The organism is Pantoea hericii (assembly GCF_014155795.1).
Taxonomy (GTDB): domain Bacteria; phylum Pseudomonadota; class Gammaproteobacteria; order Enterobacterales; family Enterobacteriaceae; genus Pantoea; species Pantoea eucalypti.
On the sequence record NZ_SCKV01000008.1, the window covers coordinates 144,864 to 164,445 of the forward strand.

At 54.9% G+C, this 19,582-nt stretch carries 19 protein-coding genes; 9 read left to right on the top strand and 10 right to left on the bottom strand.

What is annotated here, in order from left to right; all coding sequences use genetic code 11:
• Window positions 1–75 precede the first annotated feature (75 nt).
• Window positions 76–1,044: a GGDEF domain-containing protein gene (locus H7K52_RS17185; protein WP_182630255.1), complete on the top strand. Its 969-nt coding sequence runs from the start codon at window positions 76–78 to the stop codon at window positions 1,042–1,044.
• A 26-nt stretch (window positions 1,045–1,070) separates the two neighbouring features.
• On the opposite strand, the gene H7K52_RS17190 is transcribed toward H7K52_RS17185, so the two are convergent.
• A complete protein-coding gene (locus tag H7K52_RS17190; protein ID WP_182630256.1) occupies window positions 1,071–2,093 on the bottom strand; it encodes an alpha/beta fold hydrolase in 1,023 nt (340 codons plus the stop codon).
• Between the two features lie 339 nt (window positions 2,094–2,432).
• Between H7K52_RS17190 and H7K52_RS17195 the strand changes: the two genes are divergently transcribed.
• Entirely contained in the window at window positions 2,433–2,933 is a 501-nt protein-coding gene (locus H7K52_RS17195; protein ID WP_008926307.1) for a helix-turn-helix domain-containing protein, read from the top strand.
• Here H7K52_RS17195 and H7K52_RS17200 read toward each other — a convergent pair whose 3' ends face one another.
• A complete protein-coding gene (locus H7K52_RS17200) occupies window positions 2,934–3,593 on the bottom strand; it encodes an epoxyqueuosine reductase QueH (RefSeq protein ID WP_003852147.1) in 660 nt (219 codons plus the stop codon). It lies immediately after the preceding gene.
• Window positions 3,594–3,863: 270 nt separating this feature from the next.
• Here H7K52_RS17200 and H7K52_RS17205 point away from each other — a divergent pair, with 270 nt between their 5' ends.
• Window positions 3,864–5,252, top strand: coding sequence for a sugar porter family MFS transporter (locus tag H7K52_RS17205; RefSeq protein ID WP_003852145.1), 1,389 nt, complete (start codon window positions 3,864–3,866; stop codon window positions 5,250–5,252).
• A 15-nt stretch (window positions 5,253–5,267) separates the two neighbouring features.
• Here the strand turns inward: H7K52_RS17205 and H7K52_RS17210 are convergent, their stop codons facing one another.
• A complete protein-coding gene (locus H7K52_RS17210; protein WP_039660857.1) occupies window positions 5,268–5,945 on the bottom strand; it encodes an SDR family oxidoreductase in 678 nt (225 codons plus the stop codon).
• Between the two features lie 229 nt (window positions 5,946–6,174).
• Here H7K52_RS17210 and H7K52_RS17215 point away from each other — a divergent pair, with 229 nt between their 5' ends.
• Complete coding sequence (locus H7K52_RS17215) at window positions 6,175–7,194, top strand: LacI family DNA-binding transcriptional regulator (RefSeq protein ID WP_182630257.1); 1,020 nt, start codon at window positions 6,175–6,177, stop codon at window positions 7,192–7,194.
• 57 nt (window positions 7,195–7,251) lie between these two features.
• Here the strand turns inward: H7K52_RS17215 and H7K52_RS17220 are convergent, their stop codons facing one another.
• Together H7K52_RS17220 and H7K52_RS17225 are read right to left on the bottom strand one after the other, a co-directional pair.
• Window positions 7,252–8,079, bottom strand: a complete 828-nt coding sequence (locus H7K52_RS17220) for a hypothetical protein (protein WP_182630258.1) — start codon at window positions 8,077–8,079, stop codon at window positions 7,252–7,254.
• Window position 8,080: 1 nt separating this feature from the next.
• Complete coding sequence (locus H7K52_RS17225) at window positions 8,081–8,278, bottom strand: hypothetical protein (protein ID WP_003852137.1); 198 nt, start codon at window positions 8,276–8,278, stop codon at window positions 8,081–8,083.
• Window positions 8,279–8,571: 293 nt separating this feature from the next.
• Between H7K52_RS17225 and H7K52_RS17230 the strand changes: the two genes are divergently transcribed.
• A complete protein-coding gene (locus tag H7K52_RS17230) occupies window positions 8,572–9,558 on the top strand; it encodes an aldo/keto reductase (protein ID WP_182630259.1) in 987 nt (328 codons plus the stop codon).
• A 7-nt stretch (window positions 9,559–9,565) separates the two neighbouring features.
• On the opposite strand, the gene H7K52_RS17235 is transcribed toward H7K52_RS17230, so the two are convergent.
• The gene (locus tag H7K52_RS17235; RefSeq protein ID WP_182630260.1) at window positions 9,566–10,750 is read right to left on the bottom strand and encodes a BaiN/RdsA family NAD(P)/FAD-dependent oxidoreductase; all 1,185 of its coding nucleotides are present in this window, start codon (window positions 10,748–10,750) and stop codon (window positions 9,566–9,568) included.
• Window positions 10,751–10,992: 242 nt separating this feature from the next.
• Between H7K52_RS17235 and pitA the strand changes: the two genes are divergently transcribed.
• Window positions 10,993–12,495 (top strand): inorganic phosphate transporter PitA, encoded by a 1,503-nt coding sequence (gene pitA, locus H7K52_RS17240; RefSeq protein ID WP_139364727.1) that lies wholly within the window; start codon window positions 10,993–10,995, stop codon window positions 12,493–12,495.
• A gap of 37 nt (window positions 12,496–12,532) precedes the next feature.
• On the opposite strand, the gene uspB is transcribed toward pitA, so the two are convergent.
• On the bottom strand, window positions 12,533–12,868 hold the full coding sequence (gene uspB / locus H7K52_RS17245; protein ID WP_003852126.1) for a universal stress protein UspB: 336 nt from the start codon (window positions 12,866–12,868) through the stop codon (window positions 12,533–12,535).
• A 414-nt stretch (window positions 12,869–13,282) separates the two neighbouring features.
• Here uspB and uspA point away from each other — a divergent pair, with 414 nt between their 5' ends.
• Window positions 13,283–13,720, top strand: coding sequence for a universal stress protein UspA (uspA, locus tag H7K52_RS17250; RefSeq protein WP_003852123.1), 438 nt, complete (start codon window positions 13,283–13,285; stop codon window positions 13,718–13,720).
• Between the two features lie 56 nt (window positions 13,721–13,776).
• Here uspA and rsmJ read toward each other — a convergent pair whose 3' ends face one another.
• Window positions 13,777–14,523 carry a 16S rRNA (guanine(1516)-N(2))-methyltransferase RsmJ gene (rsmJ, locus tag H7K52_RS17255; RefSeq protein ID WP_003852121.1) on the bottom strand — a complete coding sequence of 249 codons (747 nt, stop codon included), beginning with the start codon at window positions 14,521–14,523 and terminating at the stop codon, window positions 13,777–13,779.
• 8 nt (window positions 14,524–14,531) lie between these two features.
• Window positions 14,532–16,574 carry an oligopeptidase A gene (gene prlC / locus H7K52_RS17260; RefSeq protein WP_008926313.1) on the bottom strand — a complete coding sequence of 681 codons (2,043 nt, stop codon included), beginning with the start codon at window positions 16,572–16,574 and terminating at the stop codon, window positions 14,532–14,534.
• Window positions 16,575–17,004: 430 nt separating this feature from the next.
• On the opposite strand from prlC, the gene H7K52_RS17265 reads away from it, so the two are divergent.
• Window positions 17,005–17,847: a 23S rRNA (adenine(2030)-N(6))-methyltransferase RlmJ gene (locus tag H7K52_RS17265; RefSeq protein ID WP_078805112.1), complete on the top strand. Its 843-nt coding sequence runs from the start codon at window positions 17,005–17,007 to the stop codon at window positions 17,845–17,847.
• Between the two features lie 6 nt (window positions 17,848–17,853).
• On the top strand, window positions 17,854–18,672 hold the full coding sequence (locus H7K52_RS17270) for a CPBP family intramembrane glutamic endopeptidase (protein WP_182630261.1): 819 nt from the start codon (window positions 17,854–17,856) through the stop codon (window positions 18,670–18,672).
• On the opposite strand, the gene rnz is transcribed toward H7K52_RS17270, so the two are convergent.
• Entirely contained in the window at window positions 18,669–19,580 is a 912-nt protein-coding gene (gene rnz / locus H7K52_RS17275; RefSeq protein WP_182630262.1) for a ribonuclease Z, read from the bottom strand. The two genes, H7K52_RS17270 and rnz, sit on opposite strands and share 4 nt — an antisense overlap.
• Between the last annotated feature and the right edge of the window lie 2 nt (window positions 19,581–19,582).

Genomic DNA, 19,582 nt, shown 5'->3' on the forward strand with positions numbered 1-19,582 from the left:
CGCTGTATCACGCTCTTCTTCGCTGTTAGGCACACACCAGAACCTGGCTTCAGCTAAAAACCAAAGGGCTCTGTGATGAAAGCACCTGAAATCGCCGCCGACGAGGCACAACGTTTATCGCAGTTGCGTGCGCTGAACATAATGAATACGCCAGCGGAAGAACGATTTGATCGTTTAACTCGCCTGGCGCGCCGCCTGTATGACGTGCCTATCGCGTTAGTCAGCCTGCTGGAAGAAGATCACCAGTGGTTTAAATCTGCACAGGGTTATGCGCCTACCGGATCGCCACGGAATATCTCGTTTTGCGGCCACGCTATCCTGCAGGATGAAATCATGATCGTTGAAGATGCGTTACAGGATGAACGTTTTCACGATAATCCGCTGGTGACTGGCGAACCACACATTCGCTTTTATGCGGGCTGTCCGCTGCGTGCGCCGGGCGGTGCCAAAATGGGTACGTTCTGTATTATTGGTCGTGGGCCGCGTCAGTTTAATGAAGAGGATCAGGCCACCATGCGCGATCTCGCCGCCATGGCTGAAGCGGAATTGATCGCCTTTCAGACGGCTACCTGTGATGAACTGACGCAGATTACCAATCGCCGCGGTTTTATGACGCTGGGACAGATGGTGCTTAATGAGTGCCAGAGGAAAAACCGTCCCGCCTGTCTGACTTTTCTCGATCTCGATAAGTTTAAGCAGATTAATGACACACTGGGCCATCGCGAAGGCGATCGCGCGCTGATGGACTTTGCCAATGCGATGAAAGTGGCGTTCAAACATTCCGACCTGTTTGCCCGCCTGGGCGGCGATGAGTTTGTGGTGCTGTTTGATGGCCTGCAGCAGCAGCAGAGTGAAGCGCTGCTCATGCAGTTCGACCGTTATCTGCACCAGCAGTCAGTCAGCCTGAACCGACGTTACCGCCTGCAGTTCTCTTCCGGCGTGGTAGAGTTTGACCCGGCCAATCCGCAATCGCTGGAACAGTTACTGCACGACAGCGATAAACAGATGTATCTGACTAAAAATCAGAAACGCATTGCCGTGTAAGGTCAGGCGCCGCAGCGCCTGAGGGGTCAGGGACGGGCCAGATCGTCGAGCAGCGTCTGATTAAACTTAGCCGGATCTTCCATTTGTGGTGCGTGCCCCATGCCAGGAAATTCAATTAAGCGCGCGCCCGGGATACGTTTAGCCGCCTCTTTTCCCAGCACCGCATAATCACCCAACCGGGCTTTCACCTCCGCCGGTGCGATATCACTGCCAATGGCCGTGGTATCTGACGTACCGATTATCAGAGTGGTCGGCACCCTGAGATCGCCGAACTCATAAAACACCGGTTGAGTGAAGATCATGTCGTAGATTAAGGCGGAGTTCCACGCCACCTTCTGATGGCCCGGCCCACTGTTTAGTCCGGCCAGCATATCGACCCACTTATCATATTCGGGTTTCCAGCGCCCGACATAGTAAGTCTGCTGTTCATACTTCTTAATACCCGCCGCGCTGAGTTTGAGTTCGCGCTGATACCACTGATCCACCGAACGCCACGGTGCACCTTTGGCTTTCCAGTCCTCCAGCCCTATCGGGTTAACCAGTACCAGCTTCTGCGTCTGCGCCGGGTACATCAACGCATAACGCGTTGCCAGCATCCCGCCGGTTGAATGACCGACAATGACCGCCTTCTCCACTCCCAGCCGTGCAAGCAGCTGATGGGTGTTCTCTGCCAGTTGCTGAAAACTGTATTGATAGATGGCGGGCTTGGTCGAGCTGCAGAAGCCAATCTGGTCGGGCGCGATAACGCGATATCCCTGCTGACTCAGTGCGCGAATCGTCTCTTCCCAGGTCGCGCCACAGAAGTTTTTACCGTGCATCAGCACCACGGTTTTGCCGTTGGCACGTTGCACCGGTTTGACATCCATAAAGCCCATGCTCAGCGGTTGCTGCTGAGACTGAAAGTCAAAATGCTGCAGAGGATAGGGATATTGAAACCCCTCCAGCTGTTCGCCATATACAGACGCAGCATGGGCAGGTGCATGAGCCAATAAGGCCAGCGAGGTGAGCAAGGCGGCAAGCGGTTTTTTCAGCGCGTATGTCGGGCTCATCCGGGGGTACTCCATGTTAAAGGTGAGTCGTAAGCCTGGCATGTCATTGTGAAAAATCTATTGCCAGGCGGTGCTATCACGTTAATAACACGGCGGCTGCCAGGATTCATCAGGAGGTGGTCAGCGGCATAGCGTCTGATTTAATTTTTATCTGCCAGATATCAATCATCTATATTTCCCAACAGATTTATCACAATTCATCTAATTTAATAAAAAACGGCTGTTCGGATGAATAATATCAGGAGATAAAAACTCAAAACCTGAAAAATGTTTACGCAAAGAATAAGAACATTAAGGTAGATTTTTCACATTCGTGATGAATTTAACCGTGGAGTCGCTATGAGCGAAAATAAATATAATGAAAGCGTAATCATCTCTGTCACTGAATGGATTAATAATAATCCTGGCCAGCGCCTGAGTGTTGATGATATTGCCATAAAGGCAGGTTATTCCAGATGGTATTTACAGAAACTCTTTGCCCGTTACCATAATGAAACACTGGCGCGTTATATTCGTAAGAGAAAACTTAACGCCAGCATTCATGATTTAAAAAACAGCCAGACACCTATTATCACTCTGGCACTGAAATACCATTTTGAAAGCCAGCAATCTTTTACCCGCTCTTTTAAACAGATTATGGGTTGCACGCCGAGCACCTGTCGCAAACGTCAGATGAACCACAAGGCGAAACAGCAGCTGGCTGAGGTAGCGCATCCCTGTACCTTATGCAGCTTTGTGCGTGAGGAAAGTATAAAGCCGGATGCTGGGGTAACAGTCCGGCCTGTTACGCACTTCACGCACGAATATACGCAGGCAGAGCCATTCCGCGACAGGGGTTAATCAGGCTTCATCCGGCTGATAATATTGCACGCCAATCTGAATGCGCTCACGCCCCTGGGCGACGCGATGACGATTGGTGTCGCGCAGTGAATAGACGCAGCCACAATATTCCTGCTGATAAAAACTCTCGCGCTTACTGATTTCAATCATGCGCGAAGACCCACCGCCTTTACGCCAGTTAAAATCCCAGTACATCAGATCCGGATATGCTGACGCGGCGCGGACACCACAGCTGTTAATCTGCTTCATATCTTTCCAGCGTGAGATCCCCAGGCAACTGGTCATCACCGGGAAGCCGTTCTCATGGGCATAGAGTGCCGTACGCTCAAAACGCATATCAAAGCACATGGTGCAGCGCTCACCCCGTTCCGGTGACCACTCCAGCCCGCGCGCGCGCTCAAACCAGTTATCCCGGTCATAGTCCGCATCCACAAACGGCACACCAAATTTTTCGGCAAAGCGAATATTCTCCTCTTTTCGCAGCTCATACTCTTTGAGCGGGTGAATATTCGGGTTGTAAAAATAGATGGTGTATTCAATACCGGATGCCAGCATCGCTTCCATCACTTCACCCGAACAGGGCGCGCAACAGGAGTGCAGCAGGACTTTTTTATGACCGCCCGGCAGCGGCAGCGGCTGGCGCTGGAAAGGTTCAGACATAAGCACCTTCAATCAATGGCTGAAAAGCAGCAGTGTAATGCTGCAAGCAGTCAGTTGCAAAACGGGTCTGATATGCCTCGTTTGGTGTAATCGTGCTTCATCCGCCCTTATTCCCTGTAGTGCCAACCCGCTGATCTTCGATGTTTTCTTTTTAGCGTAATGCTGTGCAGCACGGGTTATAGCCAGAAGTGTGATCGTCACCACACTGGCATCAACTATGTTTACATAACATTAACAATATTGACATTGAATCGCCTCAAGGAGACTCGCATGGTCGCGACAAAAAAATCGGGAAGTCAGCAGAACCGTTTTACGTGGTTCGTCTGTTTTATGGCTGCGCTGTCAGGCCTGCTGTTTGGTCTGGATATCGGTGTCATTGCCGGTGCCTTACCGTTTCTGGCAAAGGATTTGCAGATAACTAACCATCAGCAGGAGTGGGTGGTGAGTTCAATGATGTTCGGCGCGGCGCTGGGTGCGCTGGCGGCGGGCTGGATGTCATCAAAGCTGGGACGCAAGAAAAGTATGCTGGCAGGCGCAACGTTGTTTGTAATTGGCTCGCTGTGGTCAGCGTTCTCCCCGGATGTCGAGTCACTGGTCTGCGCCCGCGTGATGCTGGGTCTGGCGGTGGGCATCGCCTCTTATACCGCACCATTGTACCTGGCAGAGATTGCGCCGGAACGTATTCGTGGTTCGATGATTTCCATGTACCAGCTGATGCTGACCACCGGCATCGTGGTGGCTTATCTCTCTGATACCGCGTTCAGCTACAGCGGCAACTGGCGTGGGATGCTCGGTGTTATCGCCATCCCAGCGGTGATCCTGTTTATCGGCGTGCTGTTCCTGCCTAACAGTCCGCGCTGGCTGGCAGCACATGGGCGTTTTAACGAAGCACAGCGGGTACTGGATCGGCTACGGAACAGCAGTGAACAGGCCCGGGAGGAGCTGGAAGAGATCCGTGAAAGCCTGCAGGTGAAGCAGCGTGGCTGGTCGCTTTTCCGCTCTAACGGTAATTTCCGCCGCGCGGTATGGCTGGGCATGCTGCTGCAGGTGATGCAACAGTTTACCGGCATGAATGTTGTGATGTATTACGCCCCTAAAATCTTCAATATTGCCGGCTTCTCCAGCACCAGTGAGCAGATGTGGGGTACGGTGATTGTCGGGCTGGTCAACATGCTGGCTACGCTGATTGCGATTTTCTTTGTTGATCGCTGGGGCCGCAAGCCGATGCTCACCACCAGTTTTCTGGTGATGGCAGTCGGCATGGGCGTCCTGGGCACGCTGCTGCATATTGGCGTTGAAACAGATTTCCGCAAATACTTTGCTATTGCGATGCTGCTGATGTTTATCGTCGGCTTCGCGATGGCGGCCGGACCGGTCATCTGGCTGCTCTGCTCAGAAATTCAGCCGCTGAAAGGACGTGATTTCGGCATTACCGCCTCCACCACCACGAACTGGGTCGGTAATATGATTGTGGGTGCGACCTTCCTGACCATGCTGGATCAGCTGGGGAATGCCAATACCTTCTGGCTCTACGGCGCGCTTAATCTGGTGTTTATCGTGCTGACGATGATGTTGGTTCCCGAGACCAAACATGTGACGCTGGAGCACATTGAACGCAACCTGATGAAAGGCAAAGCACTACGTGACATCGGGGCGTAACCGCCCCGTATCAACTTACCATTGCAGCTGCTGGCCGGCGTAATCGACATAGTGATGACCACCACGACCGCGCCAGTGGGTCAGTTGCCGGACGATACCGGCCGCACTCTCTTCTGCTGTCAGTGGCGCACTCTCGCCACCCATATCTGTTTTCACCCAGCCGGGGTGCAGCGTCAGCAGCGTCCCGCTCTGCGCGTCAACTGCCGGAGTCAGTGTGCGGCTCAGCATATTCAGGGCCGCTTTGCTGGCCGAATAAATCGGCATCTGCGCCTGCGGGTTTTCATTCAGGCTGCCGAGCTGAGATGAGGTCAGCGCCAGCACACCTTCCGGCTTCAACAGCGGCAGCAAAATCTCTGCACTGCGAACCGGCGCTATCGCGTTGGTCAGGAACAGCTGCGCCAGATCCTGATCGTCACTCTGCAAGACCTTCTGGTGTGAAGGCCCGGAAATCCCGGCGTTAATCAGAATCGCATCGAACGTTTTGCCACTGAGCTGGCTGGCAAGCTGCTGAACCGCCGATGAGTGCGTCATATCCAGCGCATGCCAGTGAATGTCTGGCTTATTACCCTGCTCTGGAATGCCACTGCGATGCGTAGCCGTGACCTGCCAGCCCTCACCCGCAAACGCCTGTGCCACCGCCAGCCCGATACCGCGCGAAGCACCAATAATCAGAACCTCTTTTTGCTGAGCCATATTCACTCCTCGTTGATTGTCTCACTACAAGCTTAACGGGTATTCCGCCAGGACAGCGGCCCGCTGTGCTTTTTAGCGTGGCGACAGCACGGTCGGTAAAAACCTTGCGGCATAACGCTGATGATGGTTTTCCATCATTAAATTGCTTTATCTTTTACTTTTAACCGATTAGAAGAGATAAATAGTCAGGCAGGCAGCAGTTAATCGCCATTTTTCCCGTGGAGTCTGAATGAAAAAGCTCACCTTAGAGGTGGTGGCAAAAATGGCGGGCGTCGGGATTGCGACGGTCGATCGTGTGCTGAATGAACGCGGCGGCGTGTCACTGGAGACCAGCCGTAAAGTCCTGAAAGCTGCGCGCGAAGTGGGATTGAAGCGTCTGCTGCCAGAGGAGTACCAGCATCCCTGGCAAATTGAGGTGTTCCTGAGTAATAACGGCTCCTCCTTTTTTCAGCAGCTTACTACCCATTTCAGCGAAGTCGCCAGCCAGCTTGGCTATCGTCGCCTGAAACTGCATAAAACTCTGGTGGCCGAGGCACAGCCTGAGCAGCTGGCGCAAAGTATTATCGCCCGCAGCAGCACGCGCGACGGCATCATTGTCTTTGCACATGATTCACCGCCCATCTACCGGGCGCTAGCGCTGTGCCGCAGCCGCAATGTGCCGGTGATTACCATCGTTACCGATCTGCCTGATGCCGACCGCTTATGTCATGTCGGCATTGACCAGTATCAGGCCGGACGCACGGCGGGATTACTGATGAGTAAAACGGTGAGTCAGCCCGGCGACATTCTAATGGTCAGTGGCCGCTTCGATTATCGCGCCCACCGTCAGCGCATTGACGGATTCCGGGAGGCCATGGCGCAGCGCGCGCCCCAGCGTCATCTGCGTGAGGTGCTGTCGGGTCAGGATCAGCGGGAGACAATCCGCAGCGTGCTGGCCCGCAACCTGCAACCGTCGCAGATGATTGCAGGGGTCTACAACACTGGCATGGGCAATACTGTTGTCAGCGACACACTACGTGCCCACCAGTTGCTGGGTAAATGCACCTATATCACTCATGAACTTTATGATGTGACACGTAAGCTGCTGCTGAACGATGAAGTGGCCTTTACCCTGGATCAACATGCTCAGCAGCATGCCCGGCTGGCGATTGATTTGATGCTGAGTCATCTGGAAACCGGCTATCAACCGGATATCTATCAGGCGGGTAAAGTGGCGTTCAGACTGTTTACGGCGGAAAATATGGCGTGAGGGGGATCGGTTTCCCCTGAGGATGCCACATCATCAGGGGAAACCGATCGGGCTTTCTTAACCCGCAGCGTCCCGGCTTTTATCATCCGGGCTGTCCGCGTCGTCAGTACCCTGACTCTTCTCCACTTCCTGCGGATGTCCCATTGACAGCGCGGCGGCACTGGCGGGATCGAACAGTGACAGACTCTCAATCTGGTCAACCATGATCACTTTGCGGAACGACATCGCATCTTTGGGTTTCGAGTCGAGCGTGATGTCATGCTCGGCGTACCACTTGCTGTAGTTATGTTCCACCGCCAGCTTCAGTGTCTTGCTGTCGCGGTATCCGCTCAGCATCGGGATCAGTACAATGTTTTTGGTGCTCTCATATTCAAACGTCGAGGCATGAATCATGCCGATGTAAATGCGGCGCGACTTCATCGTAATCCACGCGAGTTCGCCCTCTTCCATGCACTGAAACAGCAGTTGTTCAACGCCGTTGGAGCGTGACAGTTGCTGATAAAGGTCTTTACGGCCCGATACGTTCAGCCGTGCACTGCCCGCCCAGTTTGAGCGATACAGGCAGAGCAGAATGGCAAAAGCGAGCATGATCACAACTGGTGCCTGAATCCCCAGGAAACTCCAGTTCATAAACTCGACCTGCCACTTCAGATGCACGCCGGGGATCATCTGGACGGCATTCGCGATGCCGGAAATACAGAGCAGCAGTAACCAGATGATGCCGGTGGCGAAGACACCCTGCAGAACAAAAATACAGCCGTAGAGCGCCACCAGGAAATAGACATCCCAGCCCGACGAGCGACGGATTTTAAAGCGGCTGTTTAAATCGCGGCTGGTGTACCAGTAACCACTCACCATCAACACCATAAATATTGCGGTACCCACCTTATACTCCCTTTAAGGTATTCACGTGCCGGGCAAAATCTTCGTGGACTTCCTCGCTCAGCGTGTTGACTGAAATATTGCCGTTCTCATCAATAATGATGCGCTCACCTTCAGCAATTGAGTCGTTGATATCCTGACGGGTCATAATCTGCAGAAACTTATCGGGACTGGCAAAGACCGACTTAATAAATTTGAACATAGCGATCCCATTGTTGGCCTGAAAAGTGAAGTATGTGACCGAATCGACACTCTCGCCTGTTTAATTTCGGGTGAAATTTCTTAAAATCAATAAATTAGCGAAGCGGCAATCGCCTGTTTAAAGCCGATTTCCGCAGAAATCTTCAACGTAACCAGCAGCCTGCCGTCAAAAACATCCTGTCCAGACTCGTCTGGTCTGCAATAACGCTGGCTCACCTCACCGGCGGAAAAGGCTAAGCTCAATGGCTAGCCCTTTTCTGTCACCCTGTCTGAAACGCATCGAGGAAGGTTTGCATGAAACAACGAACACTGGGCCGTACCGGTCAGCGCGTCTCTGAAATTGGCTTTGGCGCATGGGCCATTGGCGGAACCTGGGGAGAAGTGAGCATGGAGGATGCCAAAGCCGCGCTGAATGCTGCGCTGGATGCAGGCATCACCTTTATTGATACCGCCGATGTCTATGGCGATGGCCGCTCCGAAAAAATTATTGCAGAGGTGCTGAATCAGCGCGGCGGTGAACGCCCGTTTGTGGCCACCAAGCTGGGGCGTCGCCTGTCACCGCACGTGGCTGAGGGCTACAACGCCGAAAACCTCAACGCCTTTATCGATCGCTCACGGGAAAATCTGCAGACCGACACGCTGGATCTGGTGCAGCTACATTGCCCACCGACGGAGGTTTACTACAACCCGGACGTGTTTGCGGTGATGGATGAGATGGTCGCCGCCGGAAAAATCCGTCACTACGGCGTCTCCGTTGAGAAAGTCGAGGAAGGCCTGAAAGCGCTGGCATTTCCAAACGTCTCGTCGATTCAGCTGATTTACAACATTTTCCGTCAGCGTCCCGCGGAACTGCTGTTGCGTGAAGCGAAACGCCGTGATGTGGCGATCATTGCCCGTGTGCCGCTGGCTTCAGGCCTGCTGACCGGCAAAATGCGCGCCGACAGCGTGTTTGCCGCTGACGACCATCGCGCCTTTAACCGAAATGGTGAAGCGTTTGATAAAGGCGAGACCTTTTCCGGCGTGCCTTATGAGGTAGCGCTGGAGGCGGTTGAGGAGATTCGGCGCTTTGTCACGGGCGATACCACCATGGCGATGTTTGCGCTGCGCTGGATCCTGATGAACGAGGACGTCAGCGTGGTGATTCCTGGCGCGAAAAACCGCGAACAGGCTGAAGCCAATGCCCGCGCCAGCGATGTCGATGCGCTCTCTGCAGATACGATGACGGCGCTGAAAGAGATCTATCAGGAGAAGATCGCGCCTCACGTGCATCAGCGCTGGTAAACGCGCGTTACAACGCCTGGGCGCAAGCCCAGGCGGAACTCCACGCCCACTGGAAGTTATATCCCCCCAGCCAGCCGGTGACATCGGCCACTTCACCAATAAAGTAAAGTCCCGGCACCGCGCGCACCTCCATGGTTTTTGAGGAGAGCTGTGTGGTATCCACGCCGCCCAGCGTCACTTCCGCAGTACGATATCCCTCGGTGCCGTTTGGCTGGATGCGCCAGGCGTGCAGTGACAGCGCCAGTTCAGTTTGCTGTTTGCTGTTGAGCTGCTTCAGGGTGATATCCGGCACCACCTTCAGCGCCTGCAGGACTTCCACCAGACGCTTCGGCAGAATTTTCGCCAGGCTGTTTTTCAGGCTGAGATTCGGATGCGCTTCACGCTGCGCCGTCAGAAACGCCTCAAGCGGCGTAGCGGGTAACAGGTCGATGGTGACAAATTCGCCGGGCAGCCAGTAGCTGGAGATTTGCAGTACCGCAGGTCCGGAGAGCCCACGGTGAGTAAACAGCATCGCCTCTTTAAAGCGGGTACCATCCTGCGCATCGATGGTGGTGTCCAGCGCAACGCCTGAGAGCGTCTGTAATTGTTCCAGCAGTGGCTTATGCAGCGTAAAGGGCACCAGAGCCGCCCGGGTCGGATACACATTCAGACCAAATTGCTCTGCAATTTTGTAGCCAAACGGCGTGGCACCCAGGCCTGGCATCGACAGACCACCACTGGCAATCACCAGCTTCTTCGCCTGAACCGTACTGCCGTTGAGTTGCAGGGTGTAGCCGCTTTCATCGCGCTCAACACTGAGCACTTCACTGCGCAGTCGCAGGGTGACATTGCCCTTGTCACATTCGGCCAGCAGCAGATCGACAATTTGCTGAGCAGAGTCATCACAGAAGAGCTGGCCCAGGGTTTTTTCATGCCAGGCGATACCGTGGCGATTAACCAGATCGATAAAATCCCACTGGGTATAACGCGCCAGCGCGGATTTACAGAAATGAGGATTGTGCGACAGATACGCCGCCGGTTCAGTGTAGAGATTGGTGAAGTTGCAGCGGCCACCGCCCGACATCAGAATCTTGCGGCCTGGCTTTTTGCCGTTATCCAGCAGTAACACGCTCAGTCCGCGCTGCCCGGCCTGGGCGGCACAGAACAGCCCTGCGGCTCCGGCACCAATGATGATAACGTCAAACTGTTCCACTGCATTCACTCACTTAACTGGAAAGGCGCAGATTGTAGTGATCTGCTCACCCGGACGCCAGCGTCAAAAAATTGCCGTAAATGTGTCATATTGTATCTGTCTAATATCTAACCCTTTTTCACTGAGTAACCCATTCGCTCTGCGAAGAAAGGTTAAATTAGCGCTATATTTTCCTTTCCCATACAGCACGTTGTCGCGGATAATGCGCCGCGTTCATGTCCTCCAAAAATGGCGTAACGTTTATGCTACATCTGTTTGCTGGTCTAGACCTCAGTACTAGCCTGTTATTGGTTCTTGCCCTGCTGTTTGTATTGTTTTACGAAGCAATCAACGGTTTCCACGACACGGCCAACGCAGTTGCGACGGTCATCTATACGCGTGCCATGCGTGCCCAGCTTGCTGTGGTCATGGCGGGTGTATTCAACTTCCTTGGCGTACTACTCGGTGGATTGAGTGTTGCCTACGCTATTGTTCATATGCTTCCCACCGATCTGTTGCTGAATGTTGGATCGGCTCACGGTCTCGCCATGGTGTTTTCTATGCTGCTGGCGGCGATTATCTGGAACCTCGGCACCTGGTATCTCGGTCTGCCGGCCTCCAGCTCCCATACACTGATCGGCGCGATTATCGGTATCGGTCTGACCAACGCCCTGATGAGCGGAACCTCGGTGGTTGATGCACTCAACATTCCGAAAGTCCTGAACATCTTCCTTTCTCTGATCCTGTCGCCGATTGTCGGCCTGGTGATGGCGGGCGGGTTAATCTTTATTCTGCGTCGCTACTGGAGTAATACCAAAAAGCGTGCGCGTATTCATATGACGCCTGCTGACCGCGAAAAGATCGACGGCAAGAAAAAGCCGCCGTTCTGGACCCGTATCGCACTGATTGTTTCGGCAATTGGCGTGAGCTATTCGCACGGTGCGAATGACGGTCAGAAGGGCATTGGCCTGATCATGCTGGTCCTGATTGGCGTGGCGCCGGCTGGTTTCGTCGTGAATATGAATGCCTCCGGTTATGACATCACGCGCACCCGCGATGCCGTCAACCATCTGGAACAGTATTACCAGCAGCACAACGCGTCACTGACACATATCATCCAGATGGCCCCGCCTAAGTTGCCAACACCGGAAGAAGTGCCGGCAACCAGCCCGCAGGAGTTTCACTGTGACAGCGCGCGAGCACTGCAGGCAGTGCAGCGTGCGCAGGTGTTGCTGAACAATCTGCAGAGCTACGATCAGCTGACCGTTGATCAGCGTGGTCAGATGCGTCGTCTGCTGCTGTGTATCTCAGACACCGCCGATAAAGCGGCCCGTCTGCAGGAAACCACGCCAGATGACAAACGCTTCCTCAATAAGCTGAAAAGTGACCTGCTTGGCACCATCGAGTACGCGCCTATCTGGATTATTGTGGCCGTGGCGCTGGCGCTGGGCACCGGTACTATGATTGGCTGGCGTCGTGTTGCCACCACCATCGGTGAGAAGATTGGTAAAAAAGGCATGACCTATGCGCAGGGAATGTCAGCCCAGGTGACAGCAGCGCTGTCGATTGGTATTGCCAGCTATACCGGCATGCCCGTCTCTACCACGCATATCCTCTCTTCATCGGTGGCCGGTACCATGCTGGTCGACGGTGGCGGATTGCAGAGCCGGACTATCAAGAACATCGCCATGGCGTGGATCTTCACCCTGCCGGTTTGTATTCTGCTGTCAGGTTCGCTCTACTGGATTGCCTTGAAACTGGTGTGATGCCAGCTGACAAAAGGGCGACGCAAGTCGCCCTTTTTTAATGCCAGATCGCCAGCGCCACCAGACTGATAACCACCAGCCCACACAGCGCACTGGTCAGAACAAACTGTCCCCGCACCCGTTCACAGCGCCGGATAAACTCATCGTCGTGGTGATCAAGATAGCGTTTTGCCCAGATATAAGTGACCAGCCGCACCTGTTTACTCGGCTGACCGTGAGAGGTGAAAAACCCCGCCCCATCGACATACTGATACAGCAGTGGATCACAACCCCGTAATACCGCCAGCAGCGCGCGCAGCGATGAAAAATAGCGCGCCATATTCACGATACACACCACACAAAGAGCCCAGAAAAGCGCAATAGTGCTGATCATATTCCCCCCTCCCAGCTGGAATTGCAGCAACAGACTCAGTGTCTGGCACTGAATCCGCCTGCAGAAAAAACCAGCCACTGAATCTCCGGACTGCGAAAATTTTCGACCCCCTGAGCGGCTGCGAACCGGACCGCCTTTTCTCAGTGTAGGAGAATTCTTTACATTTTTTCCAACGATGATTTTCGTTCAGCGCGAGTAAATCTGGCATAGCCTTGATCTTATTCATAAGCCAGACGGCAACAGCAGCATTTACAATGAGAGAAGGCTATACTCAGACTATAACAACATCATCACCTGCAACGCAGGTTGACACTTTGGTGGCGCTCATCGCCCGCTCGCGCAAGGGACTTCGCTAAGCTGTGACGCGGCAGGAACACCGGATGCCATCCTTAATCTCGTGAAAGGAGTTTTATCATGGCTTATAAACACATCCTGATTGCAGTAGACCTTTCTCCCGAAAGCCAGTTGCTGGTGGATAAGGCTGTCTCGCTGGCGCGTCCCTACGATGCCAGAATTTCCCTGATTCACGTTGATGTGAATTATTCTGACCTCTACACCGGCCTGATTGATGTCAACTTAGGGGATATGCAGAAGCGTATTTCTGAAGAGACGCATGCCGCACTGAAAGGGTTGTCAGATGCGGCGGGCTATCCGATCAGTGAGACACTGAGCGGCAGTGGTGATCTCGGCCAGGTTCTGGTTGATGCCATCAAGAAATATGACGTTGACCTGGTGGTGTGTGGTCATCATCAGGATTTCTGGAGCAAGCTGATGTCCTCAGCCCGTCAGTTGATCAATACCGTGCATATCGACATGCTGATTGTGCCGTTGCGCGATGAAGACGAGGCGTAATTCAGACGCTTGACGAAATGAATAAAGCCGGCGCGACGCCGGCTTTTTTTATACGTTCAGAGCGGGGGATAGATATCAAAGCGATGGCTTTTGGTGACCACAGCCGCCTGTGTCACGACACCCGCCAGCGGCGGTGCATAGTCTGGTCGTTTGACCACAATACGCTTTTTCGCCAGTCGACGAGCCGGTTCCAGTAACGCATCCGCATCTTCATCCGGCCCGACCAGCGACTGAAACACCCGCATCTCCTTTTTCACCAGTGCACTTTTCTGGCGATGGGGATACATCGGATCGAGATAGACCACATCTGGCTGCGGCGTAATATCGCCCAGGGCCTGCGCGCTGGCCGCATGAATCAGCGTCAGACGATCGCGCAGCCAGGGGCCAATTTCCGCATCCTGATAACCGCGCTGAAGACCATCTTCAAGCAGGGCAGCCACTACCGGATGACGTTCCAGCATCCGCACCCGGCAGCCGAGCGCCGCCAGCACAAACGCATCACGCCCCAGTCCTGCCGTCGCATCCACCACATCCGGCAGATAACCGCCTTTAATACCCACCGCTTTGGCGACAGCTTCGCCGCGTCCACCGCCGAAACGACGGCGATGCGCCATTGCGCCGGTGACGAAATCAACAAAAATACCGCCCAGCTTAGGCTCATCACGTTTACGCAGTTCCAGGTGCGTTGATGTCTGCACCAGCGCCAGCAGCGCATCTTCATCGTGCTCCAGCTGCCAGCGCTGCGCTAAACGTGATAAGGCGCCGTCTCCGGCGCCTGATTCATCGAGCAAACAGATTTTCACAAACTGACTTATCCCTGAATGCCGTAATGTTCCAGCATCGCATCGAGTTGCGGTTCACGACCGCGGAAGCGTTTGAACAGCTCCATCGGCTCTTCAGAACCGCCACGCGTCAGGATGTTATCCAGGAAAGACTGACCGGTTTCACGGTTGAAGATGCCCTCTTCTTCGAAGCGGGAGTAAGCATCCGCCGCCAGCACGTCTGCCCACAGATAGCTGTAGTAGCCCGCCGCATAACCACCGGCAAAGATGTGGCTGAAGGCGTGCGGGAAACGGCCCCATTCCGGACTCGGAACGACCGCTACGCGGCTTTTCACTTCACGCAGGGTTTCCAGAATCTGCGCGCCCTTCTCCGGATTAAACTCGGTGTGCAGACGGAAATCGAACAGGCCGAACTCCAGCTGACGCAGGATAAACAGCGCGGCCTGGTAATTCTTCGCCGCCAGCATTTTATCCAGCAGTTCTTTCGGCAGCGGTTCGCCAGTCTCAAAGTGACCCGAGATAAACGCCAGCGCATCCGGTTCCCAGCACCAGTTTTCCATAAACTGGCTTGGCAGTTCGACCGCATCCCATGGCACACCGCTGATACCGGAAACGCCAGGCGCTTCGATGCGGGTCAGCATGTGGTGCAGGCCATGACCAAACTCATGGAACAGAGTAATCACTTCGTCATGGGTGAACAGCGCAGGTTTGCCTTTCACCGGGCGGTTAAAGTTACAGGTCAGGTAAGCGACCGGCTTCTGCAGGCTGCCATCGGCTTTACGCATCTGGCCCACGCAGTCATCCATCCACGCCCCGCCACGTTTGTGCTCGCGGGCGTAGAGGTCGAGATAGAAGCTGCCGCGCAGTTCGCCGGTTTCATCGAACAGATCGAAGAACTTCACGTCCGGATGGTAAACCTCAACGTCGGTACGCTGCTTCGCGCTGATGCCATAAATGCGTTTAACGACTTCAAACAGACCGGCGACCGCACGCTCTTCCGGGAAGTAAGGACGCAGTTGCTCATCGCTGATGGTATAGAGATGCTGCTTCTGCTTTTCGCCGTAATAGGTGAGATCCCACGGATTCAGTTCAGTGACGCCATGCTCTTTTTGAGCGAAAGCGCGCAGTTGCTCCAGCTCTTTTTCACCCTGCGGACGGGCGCGTTCAGCCAGGTCATTCAGGAAGTCGATCACCTGAGACGGGCTTTGCGCCATTTTGGTCGCCAGTGATTTATCGGCGTAGGAGTCGAAGCCCAGCAGCTGTGCCAGCTCGTGACGCAGCGCCAGCTCTTCCGCCATGATAGGTCCGTTATCCCACTTACCGGCATTCGGACCCTGATCGGAGGCGCGCGTTGCATAGGCGCGATACATCTCTTCCCGCAGCGCCGCGTTGTCGCAGTAGGTCATGACCGGCAGATAGCTTGGGATATCCAGCGTCAGCAGCCAGCCGTCCTGCTCTTTGGCTTCAGCCTGGGCTTTCGCTGCCGCCATGGCGCTTTCCGGCATACCGGCCAGCTCACTTTCATCGGTGATCAGCTTGCTCCAGCCCATGGTGGCATCAAGCACATTGTTGCTGTAAGCCGAACCCAGCTCCGAGAGACGCGCGGCGATTTCGCCATAGCGTTGCTGTTTATCTTTTGGCAGGCCAATACCGGAGAGTTCAAAATCACGCAGGGCGTTATCGACCGCTTTCTTCTGCGCCAGATCCAGAGCCGCGTACTGATCACCCTCTTTGAGATTGCGATACGCCTGATAGAGGCCTTCATGCTGACCGACCCAGGTGCTGTATTCAGAGAGCAGCGGCAATGTCTGCTCATAGGCTTCACGCAGTTCCGGGCTGTTTTTTACCGCATTCAGATGGCTGACCGGTGAGAAAATGCGGCTCAGACGATCGTCGGTTTCCGCCAGCGGCTGAACCAGATTATCCCAGGTATAGGGCGCACCCTGCGCCACGACTTTTTCGACTTCTGCGCGGCATTTGCTCAGCACTTCCGTCACGGCAGGAACAACATGTTCAGGCTGGATGGCAGAAAAAGGGGGAAGCGTAAAAGATGTCAGTAGCGGATTGGTCATAGCGCAGTCCTTTAGAGATGTATGGGGCGCAGCGGGTCGCGCAACGCAATCTAAGTAACATGCGGCTTAGTGTAGCGAAAATCAATGGCAGCCAGGATGAGGTGGGGAAGAAACGCGCGGATCATCGCACGGAAAATGCCTGCTTTTGTCTGATGCCTTAAATCCTGGCGGGCGCGCCGGGCAGATTTTGCGGCCGGTTGACCCGCCCGGAAACCACAAACCCAGCTCGTCACCCTGAACCGCACTCTGCAATCCCGATTTGTTATCACGCTTCTGGCCCATCAGCGGGTCATCCCTGATATAATCGCCGATTCTCATGCTTTTCCTGCGTCGGTTGCTGTGCGTCGTTCTGTGGGTAATACGTGGGGTAATAATTGGTATAAATTGATTTTCCATCAATTAAAACCTTATACTTTCAACAGGATAAACAATGCTGAGTTATCGCCATAGCTTCCATGCTGGCAACCACGCCGACGTGCTGAAGCACACCGTTCTGAGCCTGATCATCACGGCGCTGAAAGAGAAAGAGAAACCGTTTTTCTACCTGGATACCCATGCAGGCGCAGGTCGCTACCAGCTGAGCGGCGAGCACGCCGAGCGTACCGGTGAATATCTGGAAGGCATCTCACGTATCTGGCAGCAGCCCGATGCGCCGGAATTGTTGCAGCCCTATTTTGATGCGATTCGTGCGCTGAACCGCAGTGGCACGCTGCGCTACTATCCTGGCTCGCCGCTGATCGCCCGTCATCTGCTGCGTGAAGATGACAAGCTGCAACTCACTGAGCTGCACTCCAGCGACTATCCGCTGCTGCGTAACGAATTCAGCAAAGATAACCGCGCGCGCGTCGATCGTGCCGACGGTTATCAGCAGTTAAAATCGAAACTGCCACCGCCGTCGCGTCGCGGTCTGGTGTTGATTGATCCGCCGTATGAGATGAAAAGCGACTACCAGGCGGTAGTGAAAGGCATTCAGGAAGGCCATAAACGCTTTGGCACCGGCGTCTTTGCACTGTGGTATCCGGTGGTGTTACGCCAGCAGATCAAACACATGCTGCGCGACCTGGAAGCAACCGGCATCCGCAATATTCTGCAGATCGAACTGGCGGCCCGTCCGGACAGCGATCAGCGCGGCATGACGGCCTCTGGCATGATCGTGATTAACCCACCGTGGAAGCTGGCCGATCAGATGAATACCCTGTTGCCGTGGCTGCACCAGAAACTGGTTCCGACCGGAACGGGTCACTATGCGGTAAATCAGATCGTTCCTGAATAAGTCCTCATGTGGATTCTGCTGGCAGGTGCGCTGGGCGCCCTGCAACCCGCCCGGCGGCTGGCGCTACTGCTGTTAGCGCTCGTCGCGCTGCTGGGATTTTATCATCAGGTTCTGACCTGGCCGGTCTTGCCGCTGCTGGGCGGGATCGCCGCACTGGTCGCGCTGCGCCGCTTTGACCCGATCCGTTCCCGCCAGCAAATCCTGAGCGAAGCGCTACTGGTGCTGATTTCGCTGGGCTTGTTTCTCCATCTTTTCCCTGGCTTTAACAATCCCCTCCAGGTCGATGAGGTGCAGACGGGTGCCCGGAGCCTGCCGTTCAGTTTCTCCTTCAACGCCGATAAAGCGCTGATCCCCTTTGTGCTGCTGGCCTGCCTGCCGACGCTGTTCCGCGCTCGTGCCTGCCCGCCGCGTTATCCGTGGATTGCCGCACTGACGTTAATCACCGCCGTGCCGCTGCTGCTGTGTAGTGCCGTGCTGCTGGGTGGTCTGGCATTTGAGCTTCACAATCCACCGTGGCTGCCCGCGTTTATGCTGGCGAATCTGTTCTTTGTCTCGCTGGCCGAAGAGGCGCTGTTCCGGGGCTATCTGCAACAGCGGCTGAGAGAGTCGCTGGGAGCGATGCCCGCGCTGCTGATCTGCTCGCTGCTGTTTGGGCTGGCACATATCCAGGGCGGCATGCTGCTGGTGGTATTCGCCTCCCTGGCCGGGCTGATTTACGGTCTGGCGTGGCACTGGAGCGGCCGGTTATGGCTGGCGACCGCCCTGCACTTTGCCCTTAACCTCACCCATCTGCTTTTCTTTACCTATCCGGCACTGCATCACTAAACAGTGAATACGGCCAGATCCGAGGCCAGCTCAGTGCGGGGAAAAATCGTCTGGCACTCCGCCAGCAGGCGGCTCATGTCCTTTGCCAGATAGCGGGAGCTGAAATGGGTGGCGATCAGCCGCTTTGCCCCGGCACGTTTTGCCACGTCGGCGGCCTGCAGGGTGGTGGAGTGCCCGCGTCCGTTGGCTTTCTCCATCATCGCCGCCTCCAGCGTGGTTTCATGCACCATCAGGTCAACATCCGCCGCCAGTTGCAACGCGACGTCGGTCGGTGCGGTATCGCCAAAAATGGCCAGCTTTTTGCCGGGTGTCGCCGGGCCAAGATAGTCAGCGCCGTTGATTATCCGCCCATCTTCCAGCGTCACACATTCCCCCTGCTTCAGCTGCTGGAACCACGGGCCACGGGGCACGCCTTCCGCTTTCAGCCGCGCGGCATCCAGCAAGCCGGGTTTATCGTGCTGTTCAATGCGATAGCCAAAACACGCCACCGGATGGCTCAGCGGCCAGGCACTGATACGAAACTCACCGTCATCCAGCGTCCAGCCCGCCTCAATCTCAATAAGGCTCAGCGGGTAGTCGGTGTAGGAGCCGCTGATCGACAGCGCCGTCTCAACAAAGGTCTTTAATCCTTTAGGGCCATAGACCGTGATCGGTGAGGTCAGTCCGGCCATCGACCGGCTGGTGAGTAATCCCGGCAGCCCGAAAATATGATCGCCATGCAGATGGGTGATAAAAATCTTGTCCAGCTTGCCCGGTTTCAGGCTCGAGCGCATAAACTGTAATTGCGTGCCTTCCCCGCAGTCAAACAGCCAGGTTTCACCACTCAGTGCGCGGGTAAAAGCAATGGAGGTCACGTTACGTTGCAGGCTGGGAGCACCGCCGCCGGTGCCAAGAAAAGTAAGGTGCATGG